The sequence below is a fragment of the Treponema sp. JC4 genome, assembly GCF_000260795.1.
Lineage (GTDB): Bacteria > Spirochaetota > Spirochaetia > Treponematales > Treponemataceae > Treponema_D.
Map to the genome: position 1 here is coordinate 1 of NZ_AJGU01000037.1, position 20202 is coordinate 20202.

Consider the following 20202-nt stretch of genomic DNA (forward strand, 5'->3'; position numbering starts at 1 on the left):
TTTTTTTTAGAGTCGCAAGCATAGCTTGCTCTGAGCGATTTTTCTCGATAATCCTAAAAGTCGTTGCAAGCAACTTAATAAGTCCTTTGGACTTACGACCCGCTGCCGCAGCTCGTTTTTTAACGGATTTTCGATTTTACGCTAATACTTGCTGTCTGCGTATCCGATCCAGCCTTCTTTTTCTACAAGGGCTTTTTCAAAGTCATCAAGAGTGAACTGGTAGCTCTTAGAAAGGCTTCCTGCAATAAGTTTTACTTTTGCAGTTCCGTCATCATTGATAACGATTTTACATTCAGTTTCTTTGTCTGCGAAAGTCTTGAACATATCTGCAATTGATTTTCTATCGATTTCGATTGCCATCATACCGCAGTTGAACATGTTCTGGCGGAAAATGCGGGCAAAGTTTGGAGCTACAACAACGTAGATTCCATTTACTTCAAGTGCCCATGGAGCATGCTCGCGTGAAGAACCGCATCCAAAGTTTTCGCGTGTGATGATTACTTTCTTTCCTGCAACATCAGTTTTTGGGTTGAAACCTTCAAGTTTCAAATCTTCCAAAAGGTAAGGCTGCAATGCCTGCTTTGAAATTTCTGTAAGATATTTTGCTGGAATGATTTCGTCAGTATTGATATCTGACCTGTCCAAAAAGAGTACTGGTCCTCCGAACTGTTTCATATTAACCTCTTCGTTATTTTATAAAGATAAAAATCTTTACCTTATTATATAATGATAACACTATTTGAAAAAAAAGTGTACCTCAAATTATTTATAAAGTTCCGAATTGCAGATTGTACCTTTTATTGCAGTTGCAGCTGCTGAGGCAGGGCTCATAAGGTGAACCATTCCGCCTTTTCCCATACGGCCATTGAAGTTGCGGTTTGTTGTTGATGCACAAACTTCACCTTCTGCCATAACACCGTTAGACATACCAAGGCAGGCACCGCAGGTTGGGTTTGTTACACAGAAGCCTGCATCCATAAAGATATCGATAATGCCTTCTTCCAAAGCCATTTTGTAGATTTTTGGAGTAGCAGGGGAAACGATTCCGCGAACTCCGTCTGCAAGGTGATGTCCTTTAAGAACTTTTGCGGCAATGCGGAGGTCAGAAATACGGCCGTTTGTACAAGAACCGATGTAAATCTGATTTACAGGAGTTCCTTCCATCTCTTTAATTGTTTTTACCTGATCCGGCTTGTAACCGAAAGTACAAACTGGTTCAAGGTCAGACAAATCAAGAGTGTAAACTTTTTCGTATTCAGCATCGTCATCAGAACGCCATTTTGAATAAGCCTTGAGAGCTTCTTCTTTTGAGCCGAATTCTTCTTTAATGAAGTCCCAGAGATAATCAACAGTTTTTTCATCAGGATAGCAGATACCGCTTGTAGCACCGGCTTCTACAGCCATGTTACAGATAGTCATACGCTCTTCCATGTCAAAATTGTCAACGATAGGACCTGTGAATTCAACAACGCAGTTAGTAGCGCCGTTTACACCGATTGTATTTATAAGCTTAAGGATTACGTCCTTTGCAAAAACGCCCTCTTTAAGCTTTCCGTTCAATACGAATTTAATAGATTTAGGTTCTCGGAAAGAACAAACTCCCTTAAGAATACCAACTTCAAGGTCAGTTGTTCCGACACCTGCTGCAAATGCACCGAATGCACCGTGAGTACAAGTGTGGCTGTCTCCCATGATTACTGTGTAGCCAGGGCGTACAAAACCTTTTTCAGGGAAAATTGCGTGGCAGACACCGTTAGCGCCGATATCAAAGAAGTCCTTGATGTTCTGGCGGCGGGCCCAGTCACGGAGGATTTTACCCTGTGTTGCAGTTTTAGAATCCTTTGCCGGAGTTACGTGGTCGATTACAGCCTTAATTTTTGTGCAGTCAAAAACGCGGTCCTTATTGCGTTCTACAAGGTCATTAATTGCGATTGGAGTTGTGATTTCATGACAGAACACGCGGTCAAGTTTCAATACATAAGTGTTAGGAAACGGAGTATCTACAAGATGTTCGTCAAAGATTTTCTGTGCGATTGTCTTACCCATAATATGCCTCGATATTTAATTATATTAAAGTAAGTTTAATATAATTAAAGAAATATTTCAATATTAATATTCGAAAATGCTTTCGCAGAGAACCGCACTTTGCTCTGCGCATTTTCTAGCCTTACAATTTTTAAGAAACTACATTAATTGCTTTACCATCCAGCCAGGATTTAAGATTATTAAATGCTATCTGCTGCAGGCGGGCGCGGGTTTCTATCGGTGCCCAGGCTATGTGAGGAGTGATTATGCAGTTTTTAGCGTGAAAGAGGGGGCAGTCAGCCGCCATAGGTTCAGATTCAAGAACGTCAGCAGCGTATCCTGCGATTTTGCCATTTTCTAATGCTTCTGCCAGATCTTTTTCTACAATAAATCCACCGCGGGCTGTGTTTATAAGGTAAGCGGATTTTTTCATCAGAGAAAGACTTTCTTTATTTATTATGTGAGTAGTCTGTGGAGTAAGGGGTGCATGCAGGCTGACAAAATCACTTGAGCGCAGCAGCTCTTCGAATGTCACACTTTCAGGCATATCAGCTTTTGGTGTTCTTGTGCAGCAGATTACCTTCATTCCAAAGGCTTTTGCAATCTGGCTTACTTTTTTACCAATGTTTCCATAACCGAATATTCCCAGAGTTTTTCCTGCAAGTTCAGCCAGAGGAGCATTCCAGTAGCAGAAGTCCGGGCAGGCTTTCCAGTCACCATTTTGAACGGAAGCATTATGAAGGGCAACGTGATTTGTAAAATGCAGAATAAAAGCAAATACGTGCTGAGCAACTGAATCTGTAGAGTAGGCAGGAATATTTGTTACGGTAATTCCACGTTTACGGCAGGCATCAAGATCTACTACATTATAACCGGTTGCAAGAACACCAATATATTTAAGGTTAGGGCAGGCAGAAAGAATATCTTCTGTAATATTTATTTTGTTTAAAAAAATCGCATCGGAATCTCCGATGCGATTTATCACAAGTTCCGACGGAGTGCGTTCATAAACAGTAACTTCTGCTAGTTCCGAAAATCGCCCCCAACTTAAATCTCCGGGATTGACTGCATGTCCGTCTAAAATTGTTATTTTCATAGTCTTTTTTTAATTTTGTTTTGAATGCAGGTAAGTTGAACTTAGCCGATTACATCTACTCCGCAACCAGAAATGGCTGCATTGATTGCTGCTTCTGCTCCTGCGTCATCATAATCAACAAGTACCTGTGATTTTTCGCAATTAGCGACAGCATTTGTAACTCCGGCAACTGCAGCTACAGCAGCCTGAACTTTTCCAGCAGTACCTTCATCAAACATACCTACTACATAAATCTTCTTCTGCATTGCAATTCCTCTTTATTGATGTCTTTTAAATATACACTATCTCTAGTACTCTTTCAAGAAAATTTATAAAAAAAACACCAACCGGTACTTTTGTACTTTTTTTTCAGGACAAAAACCGAATGGTGTTTTTATTAAATCAGTAGTTTTTTAGTTTTTTAATCGGCTTTTGATTTCAACTGTTCGCTGATTTCACTTACTTTTTCATCTGTTAAAATGTAGTGACGTTTGAAAACGATAAGACCAATAATCAAAACTGCCATTGGAATCAAAGTCATACACATTCTGAGTCCCATGCGAGAAGACTGAGAAAGAATTGTTCCGCTGAAGGAATCCTTACTGATGTGGAATACAGCAAGAATAATAGAAGCAATCAGGGCAGAAAGACCTGAAGAAAGCTTTACGACGAAAGTCTGCATACTGAAAATTACAGCTTCTTCGCGGTGACCGTTTTTAAGTTCACCGTAATCAACAGTGTTTGCAAGGAATACTGTAACGACAACGTTGAGCATACCGATAGCACTCATGATGAGGAAGGCAGACGGAACAAGTACCCAGAAGTTTGAAGTTCCTGAGAAGGCGATGAACAAGAGGATGATGTAACCTACAAATGCCATAAAGAAACAGGTATAGAAAATCTTCACAGTGTTGATAAAGGCACGGAAAATAGGGAACAAAATCATCATTGCAAGAATCTGGAAGCCGCCGCCGAAGGTGTTGAACAAAGTATAGTTTGTTTCCCACTGAGCAGGGCTGAAATCATATTTAAAGAAGTAAATTACAAGGTTTGATGTAATATAAAGAGCTGTATTAATCATAACGATTGCAATTACCATAGTAACGGCCTGGTCGTTACGGAAAAGAGCCTTGAACATATCACCAACGCTTGAAGTTTTTACGTCTACAGTAGATTTTTCCTTAATATTGATACAGCAGATAACTGTGAAAACAACAAACAAAGCTGCAATTACAAGGGCAACCATCTTAAAGCCGACTGCATCAAGCTGACCTTTAAGCTGAACTGCCTGAGCAGAAGTATTTCCAAAATCTGCTACAGCCTGTTCATACTGAGCTGAAATATTTCCACCGAATTTGCTTCCCAGCATTGCAACAAAAGGAACTGCAAGAATAGAAACAATTGCAGAACCAACACCGGCGCAGGAACGGGCAAGGGCAGAAAGACCTTCACGTTCTTTTCCACCTTCTGTAAAGGCTGGAATCATTGACCAGTAAGGAATATCCATCATTGTGTAGGTTACACCCCAAAGGATATAGGTTACGGCAGCATAAGCAACAAGACCTCTTCCGTTTAATACAGGAGGGCAGGCAAACATAAGATACAAAATAACCGCATTAGTAATTGTACCGATTAAAAGCCATGGACGGAATTTTCCCCATTTTGTCTTTGTTTTAGAAACAACAATACCCATAATAGGGTCATTGAAAGCATCAAAAACACGTGCAGCAAGAAGAATAATTCCCATTGCAATTGCACTTACACCCATAATATCCTGGTAGTAGTACAGGATATAACTTGCAGAAAGCATATAAACCATATCCTTTCCGACAGCGCCAAGACCATAAGAGATTTTCTCTGCAAGGCCTAATTTGCGTTTATTTTCCATAGTTTCACCATCCTCCATTTGTGGTAAATCTTTTTTAAATGCTAATTCTTCAAAACTTCAAGCAGCATTTCTGCCAGAAGCTTCATCTGTGCAGTTCCGTCAACGGCTGAATCCATTGCAAGCATATTTGCTGCAAGGGAAAGTTTTTGTGCCATACTGAAAAGAGAGTGCATTGTTGTAAAGTACACATCTTTCTGACAGTTTTCATAACGCTTTTTGATTGAACCGTCAGCAATACCTTTTGAAATGGCATTGGCAACAACATCCTGAACTGTAGCGATCATGCCTTCATAGTCAAAAAGGCGCTCGTAGCTGATTTTCTGACGGTTGATGTAAGAGTCAAAAAAGTATACAAAGCGCAGGAAGGTTGCCTGTGTATCATAAAGGTCAACGAACATTTCAAAAATCTTTTCAATCTGTCCGTAACCTGTTAATTCTTCATATTCCTTTCCCTCCAGGCTTGGCAGAATGTTTTCCTTCTGCTTGTTCCAGGCCCAGATTGCAGTACGGATTGCAATTTCATCTTTTGTTTCAAAGTAGCGGTACAAGGATGCAACTCCGATTTCTGCTGTTGCAGCAATGTCATTCATCGTAATTGTATCGATGCCTTTTTCAGAAAAAAGATTGAAGGCACTTTCAAGAATTCTGTTTATTCTTGAAGTTTTCAACTCATTCTGTTCTTCCTGATGTTTTCCTTTGGTGTCATATCTCTTTCCTACTTTTAAGTTTTATTTTTAATATTGCCTAAATCTGCATTCCAAGAGCAAGTTTTACTGCATTATAGGCACCGTCGTAAACATGATTTTTGTGAGCATTAAGAATGTTCTTACAGAAATCAAGCTCAAGCTGTGGATTTTCCATAATCTGTTTAACTGCTGCACTTGCGATTTCAGGTGTCTGACATTCCTGAGTTCCGTCACCCAAATCTGCAGAATGAATTGCACCCCACATTTCGTGTCCGCCAATACGACGGATGAAAAGCTTTGGAACAGGGTAGAAAGCAAGCTCACTTGGTTTAGTAACAAGGAAATCGCAGGCGCGCATTAAAAGATTTGTTATGTAAACTGCACTAAAAATATCTTTGTTGCAGAAAACGTGTATTCCGTTAGAAGAATAATCATCTGTGCCTGAAATTGCTTTTTCAGCAAAATCACATTCATCATTCCAGTTATCAAAGTGTGTATGGCAAAGACCTTCATTTTTAAGTTCAGAAATAAGATTTTTAAGAGTTTCCCAAACGTTTGCGTAGTCTCCGCAGTTTACGTAAATGCAGGCTTTTTTCTGATTTACGTAAGGCATCAAAGTCTTGATGATTTCTGCAAAGAATTCTCCCTGAGCTCCAGCACCACCAATTGTCAAAAGGAAGCGGATTGGCTTTCCGTTAGAAGCACGGTCGCAGCGTTTTTTACAGTCTTCTTCTATATTTTTTACAATTTCGTCGTCAATGTAATGGCCGGTATAAACAATGTCTTTCATAGGCATTGGATTCAAAACCTTATCACCGTCAAAACCGTTCAAAGTGCGGTAGCCCCAGTAAGAGTTCTGAGTCTGAATTGTATGAAGGGAACCTTCTGCAAGGTGAAGGGCCATAGGCCAGTTGTCAGGAATTGCATTTACAACCTTAGTCATTCCTGCATGAATTGCAGCCTGAGCAGGCCATACGTGAGTTCCAATAAGTGGGATATCCTTTGGAATATTTTTGAAAACCGAAGTCATCAGTTCTGCGTTTTTCTGATCGCCTGCATTGTATGAAAGCTTTTTAAATCCTTCGTAGTTCAAAGGTTCCCATACGAACTTATTGAAAAGTTTTGATTTCTGAGAAAGGCGGGAACCCATAGAATACAAATCATTCTGAGCAGAAATGATTTTTGTACAGGTTGTTTCCGGGAAAGAGTTCAAGTCAAGCCAGAGTGGAGTATAGCCCATAGCGTGAGCTGCACTTGCCATAGCCATTGAAATACGGTAGTGACCAAATCCCATGCGGATATTACCAATGATAATCGGCTTTTCTGGAACTACAGAAGTAAAATCACTTGTGGCATTCTGGTCGATTACAATAGTCTTAAGTCCAAAAGGCTTTGTAAGTACCTCGTTATTTACAAGGTTGAGTTTATAATCAACATTGCGGTCATCACCAAATCTTTTGATGAATTTTTTCTGTCCCTTACAAGCTTTCTTGTAATCCTTCTTGCTGATTTCATTACCGAATATCTGCATATCTTTCCTCCAAATCGATAGTGCCCTGGTATTTTCCATTTTTTGATTCCACCGTATAAACATTGTCTCGCAAGGCTTTTACGCTGAATTCTTCGTTTTTATATTTTTCGTTTATTCCAACGATAGTATTTGCAATTTCAATTTCTTCTTTGCTTGTTGATTTTGCAGGATCATCAGAATACATAATCTGATTTCCAAAAAAGAACTGCAACTGTGGCTATAAGTTCCTTTTCTTTTGTTGTAAGGGAACAGTTTTCTTTTCTGATAAAGATTACATCAGGGTCGTTATTGAAGATGATTTTGTTCCACATTGCACGACCGATAGAATCCTTTACATTAAGGTAAGCTGAATTGCGTCCGTTCCAGTTAAGCCTTTTAAGAAGCTTGTTTTCCCAGTGTTCGAAGGTGTCGCAGCCAGTTCTTGAAAGAGGGAAGTAATTGAAAGCCGGTTCAAAAGGAACACCGCAGCCAAGATAGCAGACAGGTTTTCCGTCTTTATTTTGAGTTCGGCTTGTAAGAGTTTTTACAGCGCGGTTAAACCACTGGTAAGCAGCTCCTCCATTTTTATAATTTCCCCATAACATTCCGGCATACAGGAAGTCCAGCTTGATGTAGCGGAAGCCCCATTTGTTAATTACCTTATCAAGGATTGAATCAAGATGAGCAATAACTTCATCATTACTAAGATCAAGACAGAAGAAGGTTCCAGGAAGGCTAGGCTGCATTTTTCCGAAATTTGCTCCCCAGAGAGGATTATAACCTGCCATTACAGGCTTTCCGTGCTTGTTGCGCAAAATCCAGTCCGGATGTTCAACTGCAGTTTTTGAACGGTAATCGATGATAAAAGGTGCAAGCCAGAGTCCTGGAACATAGGAGTTTTTTTCTATTAAATCTGCAAGAGTATCTAAGCCCTGAGGGAAACGGTCTGAACGAACATCCCAATCTCCAAGGGCAACTTCCCAGCCGTCATCAATCTGGAAAACAACATTCTTTCCTTCAAAACCGCCGAGATTAATTAGGTTCTGAGTTTCCTTAAGAGCCTTAAGATCATCAACAATAAGGTTATGATTAATGTTGAAATAGTGATTGTACCAGCTTTCCCAGCCTGCAGGCTGTTTTCCCAAAAACTGAATAGAATCAAAGCGGGAAGTGTAGTTTGGATTTTCTTTATCACAGGAACCAAAAAGTTTTTCAAGCTTTTCGCGGCATTCAAAATAAGAGCTTGCGGTGAAAACCTGGATTTTTGCCTGAAGCTCGCCAGTCTGCCATTCTTTTCCTTTATCGGCAAGTTCGTAAGTTACTGTGTTATTATGGCGGTTGAAAACAAACTGAACAGGAGGAAGTACGTCATTAATATTTCCGCAGGAAACAAAGCAGAGATAGAAGTTTTCCCATCTGATATAGGAAACAAACTGACCAAGTACAATGTTTTTTGAAGTTTCAAAGTGAGATTCAGGGAATAAAATATAGTGATTCCACTGTTTAAGAAGGTGACATTTTAATGAAGGCTGAGTTTTATTAGGCTCAAGTTCTTCGCAGGGATTCCATGACTGCCAGCCGCCTAAGTTTATCCAGGCATATTTCAAATTATACTTTCCGGCATTACTGACGTTGAGTTCTTTAAGCAGGGTAGAAATCCGGATAGGATCCAAAACTGTGTTTTCTTTAGCCTTATAAGCTTTACCTGTAAAAAATTCTGTCATAGTCAATCCCAAGTCGATAGTTTTAGTTTTACACTGATAGTGTTACTATCACCTTAATATTACTATAACTTGAAAGAAGGATTATGTCAAATAGAATTCTTACAGAATATTTATTTTTACTAAAGAATATTTAGTTTTGTAAATCTTTTACAGTTTTACCCAGCTGACCGCAGGCCCCGCCGATTTTTCTTCCACGCCGGGTTCTGAGCGTTACATTAAGACCTGCACGCTCAAGCTTACTTACAAAAGTTTTAACCTCTGTAGAAGTCGGTTCTGTAAAAGGAAGGCTTTTTACCGGGTTCCAGGGAATAAGGTTTATGTTAACGTCAGCCCCGCGGGCAAAGTCAATCATGTTCTTTGCACTGATATCGTCAGTATTTTTGCCTCCAAGAAGGGCTGCTTCCAGGGTTACCCGCTTACCGGATTTTTCTGCATAATAGGCGATTGCCTTTTTAAGCTCAGCAAGTGGGTTGCCAGCTGTAACCGGCATAATTTCCCGGCGCAGGTCTTCGTTGGCGGTTGTAAGGGAGACTGCAAGCCTGATATGAGGGCCGTTATCTGCAAGGTCATAAATTCCCTTGATAATTCCGCAGGTTGAAAGGGTAATGCGTTTAGAAGAAAGGGCTCGTCCATCTTTATGGCACAAAACTTCAATTGCCTTACGGATAGCAGACAGATTCTGCATAGGCTCTCCCATTCCCATAAAGACAATGTTATCAAGTTTTCCGCTTGTTTCTTCCAGATATAAAAACTGTTCTACAATTTCGTAGGCTTCAAGATTGCGGGAAAGACCAAGGGTTCCTGTCATACAAAAGGCACACTTCATGGCACAGCCGGCCTGACAGCTTACACAGGCAGTTTTACGGCCTTCCTTATCTGTAAGAAGAACGGTTTCAACAATATTTCCGTCGTTAAGTTTTATCTGAAGCTTTATTGTGCCGTCAGGATCCTTAAGTACATTTTCAATTTTTGATGATCTGAGCTCAGCCTTTTCCTTGAGTTCGTTTCTCAAATCCAGGCTCAGGTTTGTCATTTTATCAAAATCTGAAACTCCCGTGCCAATCCATTTAAAAATCTGATTTGCACGGAATTTTTTAGAAAGCCCCAGTTTTTCACCAATTTCCTGGGGCAAAAGACCTGATAATATAATTTTTTCCATTTTTGCTCTGAATACTAAATTCTTGTTAATTTAGCATAGAGATTTTTTACCGCATAATTGCGTCCGTCAATTCTCATGTAATTTTCAAGAGTTCTGACAGCATCTTCTCTTCTGCCAACAGCAAGATAGCATTCTGCAAGATCAATGTAAAGACGTGAGTTTCTCTGGTCATTTTTGATAAGGTTAGAGAAGCGGGTAATGGCCTCATCAATTTTTCCTTCACCTTTGCAGATAAGGGCAAGACCAATTGCAGCATAAATATCAAAGTCAATTTCAAGAGCTTTATTATAGAAGTTCTTTGCTTCTTCGTAATTTCCGGTTGTGCGGTAAGCATCTCCGGTACGGGTAAGAATAACCTTGTTTTTAGGGTCAATTTCAAGAATCTTTTTCCAGTATTCAATTGATTTGAACTGCTGGTTCATACCGCGGTAGCAGTCTGCAAGACCGAAGAGGGCATAGAAGTTATTTGGCTCACGATCAAGAGTCATTTCAAAAAATCTTACGCCTTCATCAAAAGTCTTAAGCTTTCTGTGGCAGTTACCAATTGCAGTCAAAACACGGATATCTGAATGTTCTTTATTGATTTCGTAAACGCGGGTCCAGTAGTAAAGAGCATCCTTATATTCCTTAAAGTCGTAGTTCAAGTGACCAAGACCAATAAGGGCATAGGCGTTATCTGTTTCCATATCAAGAACTTTAAGGTAAAGTTCCTTAGACTTTCTGAAATCGTGGATTTTGCGGTAAGCATCAGCAACACGGGTAATTACAGTGATGTTTTTATCATCCTGAACAAGATACTGCTGCCAGATTTCAATGGCGCGAGAATACTGGTTCATTGCCTTATAGCAGTCTGCAAGTCCAAAAAGGGCATAAGAGTTTGCAGGGTAGCTTTCAAGACAGCGGTTATAGTAAACCATAGCCTCGTGGAAATGTCCCTGCTTGCGCTCTGTATCACCAAGACCTACAAGGGCATAAGAGTTGTTATCCTGAATTTTTAAGATTTCTTCAAAGGCAATTTTAGCTTCAAAAAAGTTGTTTTCTTTTAGAAGGAGATAGGGCCTTTTTGACATTTCGGCAATTTTCGCAAGCTGTTCATCGGCCTCGTTAAAATTTTCAGGAACAATAATATCATTTTCCTGACTGAATAAATCTTTTTCCACTTTTCTTATCTCCACATTTTTTAATTTTTATTTAATAAAATATTTACTTTATCAATCGGTTATCAGCTTAGAGATAACCTTAGCTATCTGCTCATAAATAGGTTCGGTCTCCCGGTTATTATGAGCAAGATAATATGCCTTCAGCGCCTTCAGGCTTTGATTTTTATCCATATAGTGATTTCCGACTCTAGTCAGGCCGTCGGAATAACCAGTAGTGATAAATATGCGTCTGGCATCTTCTATGTTTCCGTTATTAAACATTGTGTTGGCTTTACGATTAAGAATAACCTTCTGTTCAGAAGACAGACCTTCAACCGGATTATCTGTTAATCTGATAAATCCATCAGGCATCTTTTTCTGCTGAAGACTTTCTACGAAATTCTTTTCTATTTCTTTTCTTTTTGCCATTTTGTATTAAATAACCTTAACACACTTATAAAATAATTATAAGGCATAACTTTCAAAAATGCCAAATAATTATAATAAATTTTTATCGACTTTTATAAGCATAAAAGTCTACTATTGAACGACCGTATACCCGCTGATCTACACGGGTAAGATTACCGATTGCATCCGGCATAAAATGCTCTTCCGGCCGGTGAACCATAATCATTCCCGTCGGATTTAACATCCCGGCTTCGTCAGCTTTTTTTATTAAATCTTCATGGAATTTATAGGGGAAGGGTGGATCAAAAAATATGTAGTCAAACTTAGATTTACAGCGCTTGATAAAATATTCAACCGGCATAAAATGACATTTAATTTTTACACCACATTCTTTTTCTGTAACTTCTACGTTTTCTAAAACTGTATTTACCTTAATTTTATCTTTTTCGCAAAGCTCTACGTGACTTGCTCCCCGCGAAACAGCTTCAATTGCAATTGTTCCGGAACCTGAAAACAAATCAAGCCAGGATTTTCCGCTTAAATCACCAAGAATTGAAAAAACAGATTCACGCATTCTGTCCATAGCAGGACGGATAACGCCGTCAGGGCACTTTATAATTCTTCCTTTTAATTTTCCACCAGTAATTCTCATTTTTATTCCTGTGTAAGCCCGCCGGTCAGAGCGGGCTGTGTTTTATAGCAAAGTACTCAAAACAAAGTTTTGAGTAGTAGTTCCCAGAGGGAACGTACGTTAAAAAAATTGCGATGCAGCAATTTTTTAGCTTTACCTGCTTAATATTAGCGCTGCGAATTTAAAGACCAGTAAATATCATCGCGGGCCAGTTTTGAATTTTCTTTTGCATAATCAAAAACCGTTTTTCCTTCTACAGAACGAAGGGTTTTTAAGGCATCATGCTCAAGAAGGATTCCTATAATTTCTGTTGATGATGCATATTGAGCTGCATACATCAAAGGAGTTTTTCCGTTATAGAAGGTATTCAAAGGAATTTCCTTTTCCAAAAAAAGATTGATTTTTGCCTTCATTACATAATCATAAGTATAATTTGAAGAAAGAAGGAATACAAAGGCCTTTAGAAGTTCCTTATCAGAATTTGAATAGTATTCCATCAGCTTTGAAACAATCTGCGGATTATTTCCATAGCAGACTGCAAGAAGGATTGCCGTAGAATCATATTTATTAGTAATTTTTACGTCAGCACCAGCCTCAAGAAGAAGGGTCATTGTTGCAAGGCTGTCTGAATAGCGGGCTGCATACATTAAAGCTGTCCAGCCGTCATTATCCTGCAGGTCAACTTTGGCACCGCTTTCCAGTAAATTCTTTACCTGCCATTCGTTTCCGCTGGCTGCGGCCTTCATTAAATCAGTGCGGCCTTTATTATCTATAAGATTTGGATTAGCAATCAGTTTTTTTTCTACAGGCTCTACCGGAGGAATTACAAACTCATCCACAATAGCATAATCCTGAAGATATTCTTTTTTATAGCGCTGAATTGAAGAATCATAAGCTGCTGCATTGGGAACAAAATTAAATTCTGCTTCTTCCTCTTCTGCCTCTTCGGAAGGAATTTCTTCGTTTACCTCTTCTACAGGATCTTCTTCAAGAGCTTCTTCAGTTTTATCAGAATAAAGGTCTATTCTGTCTGAACGCTTTGCAAAAACAAGTTTAGCTCCTTCGCCAACTTCTCCGTCATAGAAAAGTGTTACAATATATTTTTCAGGAAGAATTTCTGGAACTTCAAATATCTTATAACCTTCAAAAAAGCTTCCTTCAGAAACGTTTTCCTGCATGACTTCGGTTACATCAAGAAAATTTATTGAAAGGGAAGGAAGGTCTATGCTTGATTTTGCCATCCATTTCAGAATTATTTTGTCTCCTGTATGGAAAGTGATTTTCTTAGGCATTATCAGTTCAAAAGAAACTGTATAATCACTGGTGGTTTTATTTTCAAAAAGACATTTTTTCTGAATTGAATAAAAATCAATTTCGTAAGTTTTTAAATCGTTTGTAAGGGCAGGTGTCTTTTTAATATATTTTTGTTCAAGCTTTGCAAGAGGCTTAATTGAATATTTTTTCAAGGCTTCTGAATGATTTTCTTCAAGGTCTTTTTTTACAGTTTCATAGTCTTCAAGAAAATCGTTTTCAGGCTCAGAAGTAACAAAGGTCATATTTTCTGCAAGACATGATTTTTTGGAATTTATATTATAATAATACCAGTTTGCTATTGCGTTTATTCTGCTTTCAAAAGGACCTTTTTGAATTGAGCCTGTTTTTTTTCCACTTTTCTTACAGATATACCACATGCTGTTTTTTACAGGTGCTGATACAACATAAGGCTCTGCGTGAACAATCTTATCTTCCTGGGCATAGGTCTGGGGCAGGCAATTCATGAACAAGATAAAAAATGCAAGATATGATACAGTTTTTAAAATCCTTTTTAACATAGAAAAAATTATACCTTATTCAGAAAAAACTCACAAGTTTTTCTATACTATATCAAATTTTTCAATCCACTTGTAAGTTTTTCTTAAATCAGCTATATTACTAGAACTTGCTGAAAAGCATTTAACACCCCTTGGAAGTCCAAAGCATTATGCAGAAGGATTTCCCTTATGTCCACAAGGAGGAATGATAAACTTTCTTACAGGTTTATCATTTATAATCAGATACCGTTGGTTTTTCAGATTATACGAATAAGTCCTCCTGAACAATTCTTAGGAGCTACTTTATGAAAAAGTACGAGCTTATGACTATTTATCCAATGGATGATGAAAAGTCAAAAAAAGGCGCAGAAGATGTAAAAAGCGCTCTTTCTAACTTCGGTGCAGAAATCACAGAAGAAAAACTCTTTGGTGAGCGTGATCTCGCTTACACAATCAACAAACAGAGAAAAGGTCGTTTCTACCTTTACACAATGTCTCTCAACCCAAGCAAAGTTGCTGAAATTGAAAAAACATTCAAAATCAACCAGAACTTGCTCAAATACCAGTTTGTTCGCCTTGACGACGCAAACTAAGAGTTTACAAAATCACTTTTAGGAGTTTATGATGACTGACTTGAATCACGTTGTACTTATCGGCCGCCTGACCAGAGATCTTGGTTCTGATGAACGAAGTTTTGGTTATGTTCAGAGCGGACAGGCTAGAGCTAATGTCAGCATTGCAGTAAACCGCAGCCGTAAACAGGCAGACGGATCCTGGGGTGATGAAGTAAATTATTTTGATGTGACAATTTGGGGAAAAACAGCAGAAAATCTTAAGCCTTACCTTTTGAAAGGTAAACAGATTTGTGTTGAAGGATATCTGAAACAGGATCGTTGGGAAAAAGACGGTCAGAAGCAGAGCAGAGTTTCAATTGTTGCAAACAATGTTCAGCTTTTAGGTGGCAAATCGGAAGGAAATGGAAGTCCTGTGAGCGGGGGTGCTCCAAGATTCCAGCCTGTAAACAATGCCCCTCAGGGCGGATATCAGTCTTATCCAAATGAGTCATTCGGTGATTCTGGAAATGATTTCCCGGAAGATATTCCGTTCTAAATCTTAATTTATTAAGGAAATAATTATGGCTGAAGAAAACAAAGAATATGAAGAACAGGCAGCAGCTCAGGTTGCTCCAGAAGTTGAGGGACGTGACGAAGACCGTGACGGCCGTGCAAAGGGAAAGACATACTTCCGCAAGAAGGTTTGCCGTTTCTGCGCTAACAAAACTAAGATCGACTACAAAGAAGCTGACGCTCTCCGCCGCTATATGACAGAGCGCGGTAAGATTCTTCCACGCCGCATCACTGGTACATGTGCAAAACACCAGCGCGAACTTGCAGGTGCTATTAAACGCGCACGTGCAATCTGCTTGTTGCCATATGTGACAGAATAAGCTGTGCTTATTCTTGATGAATAGCAAAGCGTTAAAAAAAATGCACTGCATTTTTTAGCTTTACCTACTTAAATTTTTAAACTATGCCAGTGCCCATACTCCGGGTGCGGCAATAAATACACAGGAGCTTGACACATGAAAGTTATTCTTAACGTAGATGTAAAATCACTTGGTGAAGAAGGAGACGTAAAAAACGTTGCTAACGGTTACGCTCGTAACTATCTTCTTCCACGTAATCTCGCTGTTCCTTACAATGAAGCAACAGTAGCAATTTTTGAAGCACGCAAAGCAGAAATCGAAGCTCGCAAAGAGCAGAAACGCAAGGATTCTGCAAGCCTTAAAGAGAAGCTTGAAGCTCTTAACCTTGAATTGGTTATGCCAGCTGCAGCAAACGGAAAACTCTTTGGTGCAGTTACTTCAAACGTTGTTATGGAAGCTCTTGCAAAACAGGGATTCGAAATTGAACGCAAACGCATTGAAATTGCTGGTTCTTCAATCAAACAGGTTGGAAACTATCATGTAAATGTAAAACTTTACGAAGCTCAGGTTGCAGAAGTAAAACTTTCTGTTAAATCACAGATTGAAGAAGAAAAAGCTGCTGCTCCTAAAGCTGAAAAGAAAGCAGAAAAAACTGCTGAAGAAGCAAAAGCTGAGTAATTTTTAGAATAAAATCTGAAAATATTCAGTTAAAAAAGCCGGCATTTAATGCCGGTTTTTTTTTGATATGATATAATTAATAACAGAGGAAAAAAATGGACGTAAATTTCAGTGATAAAGTTCCCCCGCACAGTCTTGAAGCAGAGCAGGCAGTTTTAGGCTCAGTTCTTTTAAATTGGGAATCCTTTTCCGAAGTTATTTCAAAATTAAGACCAGAAAGTTTTTATTCAGTACAGAACCAGCTGATTTACGCAGCCTTACAGAAGCTTTTTACCCAGAACATTACAGGCGATTCTCTTTCCCTTATAAACGAACTTACAAAAGAAGATAACCTTGAAAAGGCTGGAGGTCCTGCTTACATTGCCTCCCTTACAAATGAAGTTCCGTCTTCTTCTAACATTGAAGTTTACGCAAAAATTGTAATTGACCGTTTTGAACGCCGCGAACTTATCCGCATTTCTTCAGAAATGCGCTCAACTTCTTTTGAACTTAATACACCAAGCGAAAACTTAATTGAAAATGCCGAAAAAAAGATTTTTGCCCTGGCAGAAAAGAACGAAAATACAGTAATTCACGCTGCAAACGACATCATGATTAAGGAAATCGGCCTTATTGAAGCCCGTTACCGCAGCAAGAACCAGTTTACAGGTATTCCAACAGGCTTTGCAAAATTGGATACCTATACTTCGGGCTTTCAGAATTCCGAACTTATTATTATTGGTGCCAGACCTTCTATTGGTAAAACAGCCCTTGCGCTTTCTATGATGCAGTATATTTCTGTAGAAAAGCATATTCCCTGCGGCTTCTTCTCTCTGGAAATGCCTTACGAAGCCATTGGTATGCGTATTCTGGCCCAGGAAGCCCGCGTAAACATGAGTAAAATCCGTTCCGGTATGCTCAAACGAGAAGACGTTACAAAGATTCAGAACGCTGCAGGCCGCTGGTTTGAAGCACCTCTTTACGTTGTTGATACTCCAAACATGCGCCTTATTGACCTTAGAGCCATGGCCCGCCGAATGGTAACAAAGCATCAGGTAAAAATCATCTTTATAGACTATATTGGTTTGATTACAACAGAAGATTCTTCTAAGGCTACTTACGACCAGGTTGCAGAAATTTCTAAATCGCTAAAAGCTCTTGCCCGCGAACTTCAGATTCCAATTGTTGCCTTAAGCCAGGTTGCCCGCGATGCAGAAGGTGAGGAGCCTAAACTTAATCAGATTCGTGGTTCTGGTGCCGTTGAACAGGATGCCGACGTTGTTATGTTCCTTCACCGTGACCGTCTTAAGGAAGAAACAGCCGCTCAGGACGCAAAGATTATTCTTGCAAAACAGCGTAACGGTGCAACAGGTGATATTAAAATCATGTTCATTCCGTCATACTCTAAATTTGAAAACGCCCAGCAGGACGATGAAGGCTAAAATAGAAAATCCGTTAAAAATCGAAGTACGACAGTGCTTCGATTTAGGATTAACGTGAAAATGCCTCAAGTGGCGAGACTATGCGAGCCACTAAATAGCTTTACATATTACCTTTTTTTAATCTGACACGTCAAAATCAAACTGAACCTGAACATCATAGCCAGGGTAAGACTCTTTTACGTCGTCTACAACGTGGTTATAAATAGCCCGCATATCAAGAGAATCAAAAGAAACGACAATATCAAAGCGCATAAGCTTTTCTACTTCATCAATAAAAAAGCCGTGCATCTGAATAATTTCCGGATGTCCCATTACAATGCGCATTACATCCTGGTGGATTTTTGAAGCGCAATCCTCTTTTGTATTAATGCTGTAAACACCGATTGCAGTCATAACAACATTGTGCTTCTGTAAAACTACATCGGCAATTTTTCGGGTAACAGTGTCAATTTTATCTGCAGTCCATGTATCTGGAACTTCAATATGAACTGAGCCCAGATGCTTGTCTGGCCCGTAATTATTTAATACAAGATCATAGGCTCCTGCAATTTCAGAATCTACAGAAACTACAGTCTTTTTTATATCATGAGAAATATCAGAATCGATTCTTTCTCCAAGAATCTTACTCAGAGTTTCCTGAAGGGTTTCATAGCCGGCTTTAAGGATTGCAAAAGAAATTATCACACCAAGCCAGGCTTCAAGAGAAAGATGGAAGAAAATAAAAATGAAGGCTGCAAGAATTGTCGAAGCCGAAATGATTGAATCCATAAGCGCATCCTGACCGCTTGCAACAAGTGAATCAGAATTAACGCGCTTTCCTGTATGCTTTACAAAAAGCCCCAGAAAGATTTTTACAAAAACTGCAACAAAAATAATTATGATTGAAAGGGAAGTGTATTCGGGAGTTACAGGATTAATTATTTTTTTTACAGATTCAATGAGGGATGTAAGACCTGCATATAAAATGATAACCGCAATTACAAGGGCTGTAAGATATTCAGCGCGGCCGTGACCATAGGGATGCTCACGGTCGGCAGGCTTTCCGGCAAGCTTTGTTCCAATAATAGTAATTACAGAAGAAAGTGCATCGCTAAGATTATTTACAGAATCAAGAATAATTGCAATGGAACCTGAAACAAAACCGACAAAAGCCTTAAATGCTGCCAGGGCAATATTTGCCGTAATACCGATTGCACTGGTGCGTACGATAATTTTTTCACGTTCATATGCAGAAATTGTCATTCTTAATCTCCCAACAAAGAAGCTATATTAGTTTTGTTTAAGACTTTGATTTTTCCATCGGAACCAGTAACTGCAATTGCATTTGCCGTTACTGTAATAGGGGTTCCAGCCTTTACCTTTTCAACCGATTTAGATTTAAGTTTAAGGTTTGAATCAAAGCAGCCTATATGGTATGTTCCTTTTTCATTGATTACACAGTAAAAATCACTGCCGTCCTGAATAATCAGGGAAGTTTCAGAAATTATTTCTTCGCTTTCCAAAACAATTTCCATATTTTCCTTATCAATTAAAACAAGTTTTACAGCGCCGTTTCCTTTATTTTCGCCGGCAATTGTAAGGAAATTATCTCCCACAGAAATCAGCTGCTTACTTCTGATTACATTAACAGGGGAATTTTTAATTGCCTTTCCGCTTGCTCTGTTATAACGCACAATCTTTAAGAGAGGCTTTTTTTCATCAATTATAAGCAGGGCATAATCAGAACCGGCAGCATCATTTTCTGCCTTTTCTTTCTGAACTGAAATCTGATCAAAGGCAATGTCTTTACGCTCACTTTGGGCTTCAGAATCTTTTTTATCTGCAAGAAGCTGCTGTTTTGAAGCATCTTCCCGTTCGCTTTCAATTTTTTCTTCAAGTTCTTTTTCTGCTTTCTGCTGATTTTCATATTCTTTTTTAGCCTCAGCGGCTTCTTTCTGAGCATTTTCATCACTAGGATTTTTATCTGCTATTTTCTGCTTTTCTTCAGCTTCTTTTTTGGCAGCTTCTGTACGGGCCTTTTCTTCTTCAAGCTTTTTATTATCTTCGGCAGCCTGTTTTGAAGCATCTTTTGCATTCTGGCTTGCTGCTTCTGATTCGCGCTCTTTAATATCTACAAGATTTTTGCGGCTTTCGATATTTTTATCATCATCTTCCTTCATTGAAGAAACAACGTTTTTATCGCTGATTACAGAGGTATCGATAGTTGAAAGACCGCCGTTTGTTACATCATAAAGAGGAATAACAATCTGAGTTTTTCCAGGCCAGTCGTGATAGTCAACTGAAAGTCCGCAGTTCTGGGAATCAAGATGATTTACCACAGCTTCTTTATACTTTTCCTTGAATACGTCAAGCTTGGCACGGTAAACGGCATTGTAAACGGTAATAAAAACTGCAAGGGTATCGGCATCGCTTTCTGAATAATTATAAGCGGCAGATAAATATCCGCTGATAATACGGCGCAGGTTGTTTATATGATCCAGCTGAGATTCAGAACCAATAAAAAGGATATCGGCATCAAGTTTTTCTTTTACAGAAATATCTACGGCATGAATTACGCTGTAACGCGCATTATTTCCCAGCCGTCCGGCTTTTTCAAGCTCCTTTGCAACCTGAATACCAAT

General features: G+C 39.1%; 21 protein-coding genes. 5 read left to right on the forward strand and 16 right to left on the reverse strand.

The window, feature by feature from the left end; genetic code table 11:
- Positions 1-141: 141 nt before the first annotated feature.
- The 14 genes from MSI_RS11115 to MSI_RS14125 all read right to left on the reverse strand — a co-directional run bounded on the left by MSI_RS11115 (position 142) and on the right by MSI_RS14125 (position 14077).
- Positions 142-675, reverse strand: coding sequence for a 3-isopropylmalate dehydratase small subunit 2 (locus MSI_RS11115; protein ID WP_009107002.1), 534 nt, complete (start codon positions 673-675; stop codon positions 142-144).
- Between the two features lie 87 nt (positions 676-762).
- On the reverse strand, positions 763-2046 hold the full coding sequence (locus tag MSI_RS11120; protein ID WP_009107003.1) for a 3-isopropylmalate dehydratase large subunit: 1284 nt from the start codon (positions 2044-2046) through the stop codon (positions 763-765).
- A gap of 130 nt (positions 2047-2176) precedes the next feature.
- Positions 2177-3121 carry a D-2-hydroxyacid dehydrogenase gene (locus tag MSI_RS11125; RefSeq protein WP_009107004.1) on the reverse strand — a complete coding sequence of 315 codons (945 nt, stop codon included), beginning with the start codon at positions 3119-3121 and terminating at the stop codon, positions 2177-2179.
- A gap of 41 nt (positions 3122-3162) precedes the next feature.
- A complete protein-coding gene (locus MSI_RS11130; protein WP_009107006.1) occupies positions 3163-3366 on the reverse strand; it encodes a cation transporter in 204 nt (67 codons plus the stop codon).
- A 155-nt stretch (positions 3367-3521) separates the two neighbouring features.
- Positions 3522-4988, reverse strand: a complete 1467-nt coding sequence (locus MSI_RS11135) for a glycoside-pentoside-hexuronide (GPH):cation symporter (RefSeq protein ID WP_039924752.1) — start codon at positions 4986-4988, stop codon at positions 3522-3524.
- A gap of 41 nt (positions 4989-5029) precedes the next feature.
- A complete protein-coding gene (locus tag MSI_RS11140; RefSeq protein ID WP_009107009.1) occupies positions 5030-5656 on the reverse strand; it encodes a TetR/AcrR family transcriptional regulator in 627 nt (208 codons plus the stop codon).
- A gap of 76 nt (positions 5657-5732) precedes the next feature.
- Complete coding sequence (locus tag MSI_RS11145) at positions 5733-7205, reverse strand: hypothetical protein (RefSeq protein ID WP_009107012.1); 1473 nt, start codon at positions 7203-7205, stop codon at positions 5733-5735.
- Positions 7189-7389: a hypothetical protein gene (locus tag MSI_RS14120; protein WP_009107014.1), complete on the reverse strand. Its 201-nt coding sequence runs from the start codon at positions 7387-7389 to the stop codon at positions 7189-7191. The genes MSI_RS11145 and MSI_RS14120 overlap by 17 nt, the downstream gene beginning before the upstream one ends.
- Positions 7379-8908: a glycoside hydrolase family 36 protein gene (locus tag MSI_RS11150; protein ID WP_009107016.1), complete on the reverse strand. Its 1530-nt coding sequence runs from the start codon at positions 8906-8908 to the stop codon at positions 7379-7381. The genes MSI_RS14120 and MSI_RS11150 overlap by 11 nt, the downstream gene beginning before the upstream one ends.
- Before the next feature lie 130 nt (positions 8909-9038).
- Entirely contained in the window at positions 9039-10067 is a 1029-nt protein-coding gene (gene rlmN, locus MSI_RS11155; protein WP_009107018.1) for a 23S rRNA (adenine(2503)-C(2))-methyltransferase RlmN, read from the reverse strand.
- 14 nt (positions 10068-10081) lie between these two features.
- Positions 10082-11227: a tetratricopeptide repeat protein gene (locus MSI_RS11160; RefSeq protein ID WP_009107020.1), complete on the reverse strand. Its 1146-nt coding sequence runs from the start codon at positions 11225-11227 to the stop codon at positions 10082-10084.
- A 51-nt stretch (positions 11228-11278) separates the two neighbouring features.
- Positions 11279-11635 (reverse strand): hypothetical protein, encoded by a 357-nt coding sequence (locus MSI_RS11165; protein ID WP_009107021.1) that lies wholly within the window; start codon positions 11633-11635, stop codon positions 11279-11281.
- A gap of 82 nt (positions 11636-11717) precedes the next feature.
- Entirely contained in the window at positions 11718-12266 is a 549-nt protein-coding gene (gene rsmD / locus MSI_RS11170) for a 16S rRNA (guanine(966)-N(2))-methyltransferase RsmD (RefSeq protein ID WP_009107024.1), read from the reverse strand.
- A 146-nt stretch (positions 12267-12412) separates the two neighbouring features.
- Positions 12413-14077: an ankyrin repeat domain-containing protein gene (locus MSI_RS14125; RefSeq protein ID WP_009107026.1), complete on the reverse strand. Its 1665-nt coding sequence runs from the start codon at positions 14075-14077 to the stop codon at positions 12413-12415.
- Positions 14078-14361: 284 nt separating this feature from the next.
- On the opposite strand from MSI_RS14125, the gene rpsF reads away from it, so the two are divergent.
- The 5 genes from rpsF (at position 14362) to dnaB (ending at position 17581) form a co-directional block, all read left to right on the forward strand.
- Entirely contained in the window at positions 14362-14649 is a 288-nt protein-coding gene (rpsF, locus tag MSI_RS11180) for a 30S ribosomal protein S6 (protein WP_009107028.1), read from the forward strand.
- Positions 14650-14680: 31 nt separating this feature from the next.
- Positions 14681-15166, forward strand: coding sequence for a single-stranded DNA-binding protein (locus MSI_RS11185; protein ID WP_009107029.1), 486 nt, complete (start codon positions 14681-14683; stop codon positions 15164-15166).
- 25 nt (positions 15167-15191) lie between these two features.
- Positions 15192-15503: a 30S ribosomal protein S18 gene (rpsR, locus tag MSI_RS11190; RefSeq protein ID WP_009107031.1), complete on the forward strand. Its 312-nt coding sequence runs from the start codon at positions 15192-15194 to the stop codon at positions 15501-15503.
- A 135-nt stretch (positions 15504-15638) separates the two neighbouring features.
- Positions 15639-16160 (forward strand): 50S ribosomal protein L9, encoded by a 522-nt coding sequence (rplI, locus tag MSI_RS11195; protein WP_009107033.1) that lies wholly within the window; start codon positions 15639-15641, stop codon positions 16158-16160.
- Positions 16161-16255: 95 nt separating this feature from the next.
- A complete protein-coding gene (dnaB, locus tag MSI_RS11200) occupies positions 16256-17581 on the forward strand; it encodes a replicative DNA helicase (RefSeq protein WP_009107035.1) in 1326 nt (441 codons plus the stop codon).
- Between the two features lie 117 nt (positions 17582-17698).
- On the opposite strand, the gene MSI_RS11205 is transcribed toward dnaB, so the two are convergent.
- Together MSI_RS11205 and MSI_RS11210 are read right to left on the reverse strand one after the other, a co-directional pair.
- Positions 17699-18823 (reverse strand): cation diffusion facilitator family transporter, encoded by a 1125-nt coding sequence (locus MSI_RS11205; protein WP_009107037.1) that lies wholly within the window; start codon positions 18821-18823, stop codon positions 17699-17701.
- A 2-nt stretch (positions 18824-18825) separates the two neighbouring features.
- On the reverse strand, positions 18826-20202 hold a 1377-nt coding region (locus MSI_RS11210; protein WP_039924756.1), incomplete at its 5' end, for a P83/100 family protein.